General features: G+C 60.5%; 4 protein-coding genes. 1 reads left to right on the top strand and 3 read right to left on the bottom strand.

Going from position 1 to position 12,477, the window contains the following annotated elements:
- Positions 1-255: 255 nt before the first annotated feature.
- From BFL43_RS05045 to BFL43_RS05035, 3 genes are all read right to left on the bottom strand, one after another.
- Positions 256-3,117, bottom strand: a complete 2,862-nt coding sequence (locus BFL43_RS05045; protein ID WP_084891382.1) for a helicase-related protein — start codon at positions 3,115-3,117, stop codon at positions 256-258.
- On the bottom strand, positions 3,114-8,264 hold the full coding sequence (locus BFL43_RS05040; protein ID WP_084891380.1) for a DEAD/DEAH box helicase: 5,151 nt from the start codon (positions 8,262-8,264) through the stop codon (positions 3,114-3,116). The genes BFL43_RS05045 and BFL43_RS05040 overlap by 4 nt, the downstream gene beginning before the upstream one ends.
- A 1,551-nt stretch (positions 8,265-9,815) precedes the next feature.
- Positions 9,816-11,063 carry a cold shock domain-containing protein gene (locus tag BFL43_RS05035; protein WP_168176532.1) on the bottom strand — a complete coding sequence of 416 codons (1,248 nt, stop codon included), beginning with the start codon at positions 11,061-11,063 and terminating at the stop codon, positions 9,816-9,818.
- Between the two features lie 168 nt (positions 11,064-11,231).
- On the opposite strand from BFL43_RS05035, the gene BFL43_RS05030 reads away from it, so the two are divergent.
- Entirely contained in the window at positions 11,232-12,473 is a 1,242-nt protein-coding gene (locus tag BFL43_RS05030) for an IS701 family transposase (protein WP_084889687.1), read from the top strand.
- Positions 12,474-12,477: the final 4 nt, after the last annotated feature.

Here is a 12,477-nt window from a genome sequence, read left to right as displayed (position 1 = left end):
GCAGCCACTTCTCGCGGGTGAGTTTGGTCGCCGGATCTTCCGGTGGCAGACGATCGAGTGACTGGGTCCACTCGCGGTGGGCTGCGAGCATCGCTTCCCAGGCGCGGGCGATGGCCGCATTGACGGCCATTCCGGGCGGGAGTTGGTAGTCCGCGGCCTTCTGCCCCGGCATACGCAGGTCGGAGGACCGTGTAAGTGCCTCGCTCGGTAGGACGGTGCCGACCGTCCGTACGGATTTGAAGGCGGACAGTCCACTCACGATGCGCTCCGATCGGGGAGATAGACGTAGACGCCGAGGACGTCCGGTGGTGGAAGTAGTCGTGCGCGTATACCTTTCACCCCAGTTTTGCTGCTCCTTCGCACCTTCCGGTGATCCGCCACGGCGGCGGCGGCGAGCGCCTCGCCTCGGCTGGTCAGGTGGTCGACGGTGCCGTCGAGACGGCCCAGGATCCGGTCGAGTTGGGTGCGGGCGAGCTCGTCAGCGACGTTTCCGGTGGGACGCGCGGCGAGCAGGTCTTCGACTGCGGACTCCTCGAGCCAGGACAGAGTGCCGACGCTGGCGGTGAAGGCAAGGAACTGGGCATCCTCGGCGACCTGGGTGATCGTGGTCTTGGCCCCGGGGATGATCAGTTCGAGCCGGAAGCGGACGACGAGCAGTGTCGTGACCTTCTCCACACTGGTGGTGCGGATGACACCGGCGCGTCGGGCCGGCCGCTGGGTGGGGGGCAATTCAGGATCGAGGGCCGCGTCGAGGACGTAGCGTGCGATCGACTCGACGGTGGGATCAGTGCGACTCAGAACGTGATCGCCGGCCGGAACCGGGAAGGACCGGTGGAACTGCAGGATCGGGTTCTTCGATGGCGGTAGTTGTTCGCGGACGGCAGGTGGGAGGGTGTCGATGCGGGCGGCGAAACCGTCGGCGGTCTCGCTCAGTTGCCCGGAGAGCAGGGTCAGGGAGTCACGGACGAACACTTCGGCGTCGACGGGGCCGCCGAGGGAGCGTCGGACGTCGGCGAGTGTCTCGGCGACGGCGTCGGGACTCAGAGATGCCTGCCGGAACCTCGAACGCGATACCTTCTCTCGTTCCGCAGCATCGGTCCAATGCATTTCCACGGCATCGGTTACAGCACTCGAGGTGGCTGACCCCAAATCAAGGGCGAGTTGGTCGGTCTCGTTGCCGCGCAACAGGAGAGACTCCCAGATCGCGGTCATGACTGTGGTCGAGTCGACGGGGATCGGCACCGATACCCCGGTACTGCGGCGGATGCGTTCGTGCCGACGGATCAGGACGTCGAGGACTACTCCGTCGATGCCGTTGTCAACGCCGTAGTAGGTGATCGCGCGGACGATATCGGCGCGTTGACCGAATCTGTCGACGCGGCCTTCGCGTTGTTCGTGTCGGGTGGGGTTCCACGCGAGGTCGTAGTGCACCACTGCGGTGAATCCGTCTTGCAGGTTCACGCCCTCGGAGAGGCAATCGGTGGCGATCAGCAATCGTGGTCCGTCGTGGGCGGTGAGCGCGGAGACCCGAGTTTGCCGTTCTTCTGGTGGCAAGCTGCCGGTGACCGATTCGACTCTCAGGCTGCGGTGTTTTTTCGTCAATGCCGCGCCGAGGTGTTCGGCCAGATATTCGGCGGTGGGGATGTACCGGCAGAAGACGATTGGGTGATAACCCTCGGCGAGAAGTTCCGCCAGGAGCACGATCAGGCGTTTGAGCTTCGCATCACCCTTGACACCCTTCAATGATCCTGCGATGTCAGCCAATTCGCGTAGGCGGCGGCGTGCCGACCCGTCCGGGCCGTCACTCTCGAAGGTGTCGGCGCCGAGGGCGGTGTCATCGCCTTCGACGGCATCGTCGAGATCCACATCAAGGACGCGGGGTGCGGCGATGGAGTCCGCGTCTTCCGTCGTCCGGCTGGCACTGAGTTCGGAGCGGTTGAGCAGGGTCTGCTCAGCGGCGGCGGGACTCGAAGCGATCGAGCGCAGCAGCGCGATGGCCGACCACCACCGCACGCGTTGGTGCACGTTGTTCAGGGACGGATCGGCAACCTGTTCGCGGGCGAAGCGCATGACTTTGTCGAATAGGCCCCTGTATTCGGGGGTTAGCTTGTAGCTTTCCTCGGCCCGTTCCCGTTTCGGGAAGGGTGTGTCCTCATCCAAATATTCGCGGATGTCGGCGCGTTGACGCTGGATGAGGAACTGAGCGAGCAGTTTACGGTCTTCGTCGCGCTGGGGTCCGGACAGATCGGCGGGGAGCTCCCCGAGCCTGTTGTCGAGCAACCCGACAAGCGATTGCCAGGCACCGTCGTCGCCACTGTGCGGTGTGGCGGTGAGTAGCAGGAGATGTCTGGCTGGATCATCTGCGAGTTTGCGGAGCAACGTGTACCGCTGGTGCGCCTGACTCGACCCAGCAGTAGTCGGCGCGATGCAGGTGTGGGCTTCGTCGACGATGACCAGTTCGGGGCATTTCAACGCGAATTCGTCGCGACGGCTGCGCTGTTTGATGAAGTCGGTGGAGATGATCAAGTACGGATATTGCTCGTAGACGGTCGAACCCCACGGCACTTTGAGCCGGTTCGCCGTCGAGGGCAACAGCAACTCTGCCTTGATCCCGAACTTGCTGCGCAGTTCCGTTTGCCATTGGGGGGCAAGCTGTGGGGAACAGAGCACCGCGAGGCGTTGCGCGTCACCGGTGGCAAGAAGTTCCGCGGCGATCAGTCCGGCTTCGACGGTCTTGCCGACACCGACACCGTCCGCGATAAGCAGACGCGTTGTTTCCTGAGCGGTGGCCATCATCAGGGGCACCAACTGGTAGTTCCGGGGGGTTACGGCCAGCTGGGCGAAGGATCGGAATGGACCCGAAGTGGCCCGGAATGAAAGCCGCAGAGCATCTCGGAGCAATCGGGCGCGAGCGGCGTCACCACGATCCTCAACTGTAGGGGAGTCGAAAATCGCCGCTTTCGGATTATCGAATTGCGGTAGCAGCACTGTTGTTTCGTCGTCGCGGCCGCCGAGGGGCCGGGCGAGGATCGTTCCCTCGGATGCGCCGGGGAGGACGAGCCAATCGCGGCCGCGGGCGTTGATGAGCGTGCCGGCAGGGAAATCGGTGACTGTCACGCCCCAGCCCTGCCCTTGCCGAATACGGAGGGATGTCCAGACACCGTCTCATGCCACCCGGCTTCTGCGTCCGCATAATGGAAACGTAGGACAAGCCATCCAGCCTCGTCTTCGAGCTTCATCCGTGCCTGCTCATCTTTCTGGCTCTGGTGGTCCGAATCGTGCACGGGGCCGTCCACAAAAATTGCTACGTCGCCGCCGTCAGTGTGAAACGCGAAGTCGGGTCGGACGTAATAGTCATCGACGAGCTGCTGCGCATCGTCTGGCAGCCGATATCCGTGTTCGTCGAGGAACCGAAGGAAGCTCCTTTCGAGGCTGTTACTAGGTCCCTCGAGGCGAGTCAATACGTCGGCGCGTTCCTCGCCGCCACTACCGATATCCATTGTCGCAGTGGTCAACTGCTGAAGTATTTCGATCACGCAGTGCCGGTCCAGCAGTTGGTGGTCCCACTGATTGCCATACGATAGCAAGCAGTCATAACAAGCCTGGGCGCATTCCTCTACCGCATGACTGGCTTTGCCCAGGTCCTCGCCGGTATCGGGGTCGTAATGCAAAATTTCAATTGCCTTCCTGGCGACTGCACGCACCTGGTGTTGTTCGGTGGCCAATCGCCTCAGCACGCCCGCACCACCCTCTGCGGCCTCGAAGAACATGAGTCGGGACCAGGCGTCCGGTGTGGATCCGCCGGGCATTGGCTCGACTGCGAGTTCGTTGCTTTCGAGCTGGTATACGGCCTCGATCGCCCGTTTCAGCGCGTACATGGCTGCCATCCGCTGCTCGTCGGGAATGGTGGCGGATAGATACATCAAGAGCGCGTTTCGGTGATCTTCGACGTACGGAACGATTCTCTGTACACGATCACCGTCGGTGGCACTGGCTGCCCCGTCGTTCTTCAGTAGGTCACTCTCGCGAGCCCATTTCCCCTCGAGGGTGTCGAGTAAGTGGCCTTTGATGTCCTTGTCTTTGCGTCGACGTAGGCCTACGTTCATCCGGCGAATGAGGGCCGTATCTCCGTAGGTGATCGTGGCAATGGTGTCACCGTCTACCGTCAGCGTGCTGGTGAGCTGTCCGGCGCGTTCGCCGTGTGGTTCGAACCGGATTGAGGTGACGATTTCGTGGCCGGCGCGCTGCCGTTCTTCCTCGTCAGCACTGATTCGGTCGCGGCGCCGGGTTTTGACGGCGAGAAGCCGCATCATCTTGCTCATGGTAAGCAGCGAGGCCGAGCCGCAGTGGTCGCAGATCTCGTGACTGGTTGGTCCGTTCAGATCGTGCATGTACCCGCAGGATTCGCATCGCTTTATCTCGGTGATATTCACGCCACTGCCGTCTTCGCGGGCGGGCAGGCTTACGCGGTTTACCTCATAGCGGGCGCCCTCGTGATAGATAAACGCTCCCGGCCCGAACTCGCTAATCGCGAGGAACCGAGGCCGCTGTACGTAGTCGCCCTGCCCGTTCTTGGTTCGTCGTTCTGCGGGGATGAACGCCGATAGCGGAAGACGGGGGAACGAGTAGCCCGGCAAGAATCCCTCAGAGGCGAAATATCGGTAGGTGTAGAAATCTCCCTGGTTGACATCGTCGATCTGACCTTTGAGAAGGTCCAGTGCGGCTCTCGCCTCGGCAATGCGTCCGCGGGCTTGCCGTTTCGACGGCTCTGAGGCACCGATGTTCTTGAGGATGTCGTTGGCGCTGTCGAGTTCGCCCAGGGATTCGCGGTAGAGGCCCCGCCAGCGATCCGCAGCGCGGTCGAACCGTATCGATGCGCGTTTGACGGTCTCTTCAATCCAGTCGGCATGCCACCAGGGGGCGCTGGTGACCTCGGAGGCGGCAGTCAGTACCGCACTGATTGCGGCGATGGCACGGCCGGCGTGGGTTGTCGAGTCGATCTTCGAGCGCACGTCATCGCGCAGGGGCTGTCCGGGTGCATCGACATCGAGGAGATCGACCATGCTGGATTTGAGATCCAGATCGCAGATCACCAGCCAGATGGCATGCGCATGCGCGCGGACGAGGTCTTGGTTTCCCAGTTCGAGCCGCGGTGGGGCCACCGCGCCGGCGACCATGTCCTGGCTGCGCCCGAAATAGTAGGCGTCATGCGCGTTTCCGGTGGAGCAGTAAGTCAGGACGACGGCGGGCTGTCCGGAGCGTCCTGCGCGGCCGGAACGTTGCGCATAATTGGCGGGCGTCGGGGGGACGTTGCGCATTCCCACTACGTTCAGACTCTTAATGTCGACGCCGAGCTCCATCGTCGGTGAGCAGTAGAGCACCGGCAACGTGGCATCACCGAACCGGATCTCCCGGTCTTGACGTAACTCGGCAGTGACCTGCGCAGTGTGCTCGCGCGCCTCGAGACCGACGAGACCGGTGGCTGTTTCGGCGTAGAAGCTACGGAAGAACGGGTTGACCCTGCCCTGAGTCTGGTTTCCGCGGATCGGGTCCGGTGCGCGGTATTCGCCGTCCCCGGCATGCCATTCGATAATTCCTGCATGGACCCGGTATCCGAGGGGACGGTTCTTCTCGACGATCTTCGCGAGGATTCCCACCCTGGCCATCAGGGTGAGCAAGCTTGAGATCAATCCGTCGGCATCGGCCGGTTTGAGGGGATGGTCATATAGCGGGAAACGATCGGGGCGGCGAAGCCACCGACCGTAATTGCCCAGACCTGAGATGTGCAGGTCCGCACCAGTGCCGGCAAACTTGGGTCTGCTTCCCGCATAGGCGGTTCCGGCATAAATGCCGGTGTCATCGGTCAATGCCCATGGGGGCCGGAGCCACTCTTGGCTCGCTCGTTTGATGCTGTCGTACCGCTCTTCGGAGAGATAGTCGGATTCGATACAGATGTGTCGACGGAGCTCGTCGAGCAGGACTCCCATGATCTGACGGCGGGTCTCGGGTTCAGCGCCGGCCAGCGGCTGACCAAGATCCGCCCACTTTGGTTGGTCCGCGGCCAATTCATCGATACCGGCGTACGACAGTCGCAGCTGACCGGTTTGTTCCAGGTTCGGCATCGTGATGCGCCAACCGCGTTGTAGATCGGCCCACAATCGGTAAGCGACCGAGTCACGCAATGCGCTGGCGACCTTTTTCTTCGCCGCGTATTCGACCTCGGGGTTCTTCGCGAAATCGGCGAGAGTACCGCCGAGGACCTTGACCACTCGAGGACCAAGGTCTTCGTCGGTTAGCGGTTCTTCGGGGTCTCGCTCTTGCTGGTCGAGTGCGGCTCGGTACAGCGCTGACCTGACGAGGCCGACCGACACGAAGTCGTTGAAGTGGCCGGCCTGCAGGCTTGCGTCCTGCCGGTTGTCTGAGAAGGCCAAGAACTTTCGGGCCTCGTCATCCAGATCTGTTTCTGCCTTCAGTGTGCGGACCACTGCCTGCGACAGCACGGTCACGGCGCTAGCACGCCCTTCGGTGCCCAAGCTAGACACGCGGGAGAACTCGGACTGTCTGGAACTTTCGTAACTCGTTTTGCAGCTAGGGCAAAAATGCAAAGTTTCAAAGAACGCTGCGGTCAGTCCGTCGTCGGTGATCGTTCCGAATGAGTCGACGCGGACGCCTCGCGGGAGTCGCGTGCGGCGCCCGGTGTCCAGTGTGCGGGAACCAGAGGTCTCAATGATCCAATCGTCCGGCACCAGCTTGAGCAGGGCTGGATCGTGCACATCTGGCCACGGTGTTTCGGTGATCAGAAGTAGTCCAGTGGCTTCGGCTTGTTCGCCGCGTCCACCGTTAAGAGTTCGAGGACTGAAGTTTTCGCCACCTCGATCGAGGTTGACCACCAAATAGTCTTGTCCGCACTCGCGGCAGAACGCCAAAGGAAACAGCGGCTGACCAGAGGCCCCCACAGGTGCACTGCGTTGGTATTGAGTTGTTAGGTAGCGGCTCTCGGGGCTCTCGAGTGTGGCGTAGGCAGTATCGCCTTTGCCGATGAACTGGTGAAGCTTGAAGGCGAATAGCGGTCGATCGCTTTCATCTCGCGCCTTCGAACCAGCCAGCAGCAGCTCGCGGAGACGATCTTCGCAGACTGCGGGGACGACGCCAGTGAGTTCGGCGAGTACCGACGCGGCGTCTTTCAGCCGGGTTGGCACCTGCCTGGCGAGTTTGCCTTCATCGTCATCGCGAAGTCCGAAGGTTTCTTCGGTCCAGATCGCCAAGGGATCTCGATGGAGTTCATCCCAGTTTGACGGAGCTTCCACAGCGAGTCTGGCAGTTAATTCTGTGTTGTCGGTTCGGCCGGTTGTCGCGCGCCGGAGTGTTTCGCCAATGACGTTTTCGGCCGGGATTTCGGTGCCGAAGATTCTCGTGGCTAGTTCAGCGACCTCTAGGCGCTGTTCCGCTCTGGTGCCGGGTCCCGCGAGGGTGGCGCTGGTTCCGATGCACTGCAGGTCGGTGACTCCGACCGCGCCGCGGAGGCGACGGATGAGCATAGCGACGTCAGCGCCCTGTCGCCCGCGGTAGGTGTGAAGCTCGTCGAGTACGAGATAGGACAGATTCGCGGCGCTAGTGATCAGAGCCGAGCGTTCCCGCGGCCGGGTAAGCATGAGTTCGAGCATCACGTAGTTGGTGAGTAGTATGTCCGGCGGGTTAGCTAAAATTGCTTCGCGCTCGGTGCGCTTTTCCTGGCCAGTGTAGCGACCGAACGTAACCTTCGGTTTGTCTTTCCCGAGAAACTTCTCCAGCTCTCCGCGTTGGCTGTTGGCCAGGGCGTTCATTGGATAGACGACGATTGCCCGGACACCATCACCGCTGCCCTCCCGCAACACGCGGTCAACAATCGGGACGATGTAGGCCATCGATTTTCCCGATCCGGTTCCCGTAGTCAGAACGTAGGATTCACGGCGCTTAGCTGTGGAGAACGCATCGCTTTGGTGTCTGTGGAAAGCGATCTCCCGTCCGAAAGGATCCTCATCAGTGCGGGCACGGAAGATCTCGCGGTTGGCGGGGTGCAGCACGCCAGAGTCAACGAGCTCACTGACGGTGCCTCCGGGCTCGAATGCTGGGTTGAGCGCGAGCCAGGGCTGAGGCCAAAGCAGACCGTTCGCTATCTCACTTTCGACCTTCGCTTTGACGGAAGGGTCCTTGATATTCAGAAACCCCGAGACGAAGGACCGGTAGTCGTCCAAAACCTTCGCAAGCACACCGAACGCGTCCACGGGACCCCCAAAATGTTACGCCGAGTTGAAGCTCAAACTCTAGCGGCACGGCGTAAGCAACCTATTAAGATCGTCGAAAGGCCATCGTCGTGTCCACACCTACAGGTGGTCGGCTGCCTTTGGCTGAGCTCAGATCGGGACGATGTCACTCGAAACAGTGTGTGCATACGACGTTGGACGATTGCATCCAGGTGACTGGCTAGCGGGCCTATCGAGCTAGGTACTGAGCAACAACAACTCGAGGCTTATCCCCTGGCTGCAGTTCATCGCCGCCTCCACCAAGCGGTTGACCCTCTCGTGGCGGAAGGTAGTCGGGCGGCTGCAGTTGCGCTCCGGGCAGGTCCTCAGTCGCCCCTCGAGCTAGCGGCGCATAGTCCTCCGGTTCCAATGACGAGCGCAAAACAGACAGCATTGCGCTGCGGGCCGGATCATTTCTCCCGGCACGCCAAACCGACAACTCGGAGCCGTCAGCTGCCGAGCTCCCCGTCAACACTGGCGACAAGTCTCCGGTCGCACCCGGAGACGCGGACGGCACAAGCGGTCCATCACCTGAGTCGGGCGGGCGCGGCCTCGGGTCGTTATGCCGCGTCATCGGAAGTCGTGGCCCTGCGCAGTCGCTAGGGCAGCTTGCCAAGCATGACCAAGCCACTGATTCTGGAGCAACCTCCTGGAGGTTCAGGATCGAGCGTTGGGTTTGTCGGCCAGGATCCAGAAGCATCTGACGAATTCGATGGGCGCTCACGGTCGTTATTGCAGTCAACTGATCGGGCAATAGGTGGTCTTGCCAACACGACGTTGTTGAAAAACGTCGTGTTGTCTTGGATGGAGCATTATAGAGCGCGTAAACGGGCTCCACGCCTAAGCGCCGCGCGGAAACGATCAGGGCATCCAATTGCGGTACCGGGTGCGGGTTGAGGCGGCTCGGCGCAGGGGTGTGACTGAAGTCGTACCTTGCGCGCTCGTCCAAGCGCTTCGCTTGAACCAACATACCAAACCAGCGCGTCGGACCCTCGATCCACCACTCCCAATCTGCGCCCTCGCGAGCTTCCTCCTGCCGCCCTAGCATTCTCGTTCGGAAACCTGGAATCGTCCGCCGGAGGTCCAACAACACGAGCTGCGTTATCGTTTCTTCGCTTTGACGGACATGCAACTTCTCGCCATCCGCCAACCTCCGCGCAACACTCCCGGCGCGCTTGCCAAGCGCGATCGCCACGAGCGGGTCCGATGCGTTTTGGTCGATCCAGTCAACCCAGTCTCGGAGTAGCGGGGCCATAAATCTCCAGTCATTGGGGCGAAGAGTCGGTCAATTTAATCTCACCTTGAAATTGGCACATTTCGCAGTTCATGTTCGTTACGGCAAAGCTGGAACCCGTCGCGTTATAGCGAACTCGTTTATTATATTGGCCTATTCTGCCCTCCAGTCTGCAGCCATTTAATTCCGAACCATAAGATCAAACTACGGTCAGACCAAACAACTGCACTCCGATAGAGACACGAATATCGGGTACCGAGGTAGAGCAATGACCCGAAGATAAAAACAGCCAAGAAGCGCTACATCTCTCGTTCTACAATGGTCGCTCGAGGTCCCCGTTCGGATTCACTCACCTGAAATCTGACCAGCGCGCCGCTGTTGATTATTTCAAATCCACCTTTGTCGAATACGTCATCTGCATGGAAGAAGAGGTTATCTGGATAACTCGGATGCCGAACAAACCCGTAATTCTCGCGTATGGAAACCACTTCTCCTATCAGACGCCCATCTGCTGCGCTCAAGTCCGCAGGATGGCCGCGTAAGCTTTCATCCAACGAGTTCGCCAGACTTAACAGGCGCCGTCCAGCGACAGGACAGTTGCGCGTCTTAGATAGTTTGTCAAGCTCAAACAGCAGCTGGCTCCAGGAGCCAGAATTAACCAATCTGACAAGCGCTTTCTCGACGTACGCCAACCATTCAGCGAGATCCGGGACCGTTCCAGAAGCGCGTAGTGCTTTCGTGGCACCCCGTATAGCCTCGGCCGCGCAGTTCGTTGCGGTGTCTCTCAATCGATCGTCTGAGACACCCGACTCAAGAGCCGCCAGAGCAATCTCTAAACCTTTCCTAGCCTTGTCGTACTGCAACAGCGGGTTGCGCTCGGAACTCCCAGAATATTCGGCCCACCTACGATAAGCCTCAGCAAGACTGCTGATGGCTATCAAGCGCGACTTCCCTGACATTTTCACAGATGCGGGCTCTATGAGTGCGATTCCCTCGGAGAAGCGATTAGCCCAAACTAAGTATGTTCCGAGCTGGGCAGCAGTATCAGACATTTGAAGCGTTCCATGAGCCTCGTTTGCATAATCGATCGCACCGCTGAGATCCTTAACATTTCGCGCAAGATGCCCAGCGAAGAAATGCGCAACCACAGCTCGGCCCTCTCCAGAGGAGTTCGCATAGGCACGCTCATAACATTTTGTTGCACCACCGATATCGCCTGACCGGCCGCGGACGAAGCCCTCAACACGGTCGACTTCCCAAAAATCGGGATTCATTTTCCTAGCAATCCCAATTTGTTCAAAAGCTACGGTTTGATCACCAGATTTAAGTGCGAGCATCGCCTTTCGCAACGTCTGGCATGTAGGAGCGTCTTCTACTGTTCTCGACCTAACGACGATAGGAGCCAACGATCTCTCAGCCATATCACTGGCTCGCCGTTCCTCTGTCGACCTAAATTCTGCATCGCGTCTAGTAATTAACCCTTCGATTTTTTTGTCGACATGGACTCGGCGATCCAGAAATTGCCTGGCAGTCTCGGTAAGAGCCACCTGCAACCCTAGTACTACAGCCGTAGATAGGTAGTTTCGGCGTGTTTGCGCTGGTAGGCGCGGTTGCCGCGGCATGATCTCGAGTTTGTGAAGACATCCAGATCAGCTGCGGCAACCGCAGCACTGAGGGTAGACCATGAGCGGTGGCATGCGGGCCTGGATGGGTTGTTGGAGTCGTTCTCGTCGCGGTTCGCGCGGGTCGAAGCACGACGCAACGCCGGTGCGCTGGTGCTGGGTTTGCTGGCCGATATAGGTTCCAAGAACTGCTGGACTATCGCCGAACTATCGGGCCATGGCACCCCTGACCGACTGCAGCACTTGCTGTCCCGCGCTAAATGGGACGCTGATCTGGTCCGCGATGACGTTCGCAGCTATGTCATCGACCACCTGGCCGACCCTGATGCGGTGCTTGTCGTTGATGAGACCGGCGACTTGAAGAAGGGCACCAACACCGTTGGGGTACAACGCCAGTACACCGGAACCGCCGGACGCACGGAGAACTGTCAGGTCGCGGTCTACCTGACCTACGCCGCCGCTCGCGGACACACCCTGATCGACCGAGCGCTGTACCTGCCGCAGCACACCTGGGCCACCGACCCGCAGCGAAGGACCAAGGCCGGGGTCCCTGACACGGTCGAGTTCGCTACCAAACCAGCCCTGGCAACCACGCTGGTCGAGGCGGCCCTCGACGCCGACGTTCCGGCCTCGTGGGTCGCTGGCGATGAAGTGTACGGCGCAGACCCGAACCTACGAAAAGCGTTGCACAACAGACAGATCGGCTACGTCCTGGCCGTCGGATGCAATCGGCAGGTCCCCACAGCCGCCGGGAAGATCCGGGTCGATGCCCTTGCTGAGAATCTACCGCCGCGGTCCTGGCACAAGATGTCTGCCGGCGCCGGTAGCAAAGGACACCGCTGGTACTCCTGGGCCTTGATCGCGACCACCGAGCGTCCCGATGTTGGCCTCTGTCACGTGTTGGTGCGGCGCAACGATAGCTCCGGCGAGCTCGCCTTCTATCGCTGCTACAGCCCGGCACCGGTGCCGCTGAACCAGTACGTCCGAGTCGCCGGGCGGCGGTGGACGGTCGAGGAATCGTTCCAGAGCGGCAAAGGCCTGACCGGTCTGGATCAGCATCAAGTGCGGACGTGGACGTCCTGGCACCGCTGGATTACCTTGGTCATGGCTGCGCACGCCTTCCTGGCCGTGCATACCGCCACTGAACGCCTGGCCCAACCCTCAGAACCTGGACTGATCCGGTTGTCGGTCAACGAGTTCCGCAAACTCTTCACGATCCTCGTCCTCACACCACTGCATGCCATCGCTGACCCCCTCCGCTGGTCACTCTGGCGACGAAAACACCAATACCGAGCCCGACAACACCACTATCAACGCAGGTCACAACAACAATGAACCC

The sequence above is a fragment of the Williamsia sp. 1135 genome (assembly GCF_002095395.1).
In the GTDB taxonomy this organism is placed as follows: domain Bacteria; phylum Actinomycetota; class Actinomycetes; order Mycobacteriales; family Mycobacteriaceae; genus Williamsia.
This window is presented reverse-complemented; position numbering and strand designations above follow the sequence as displayed.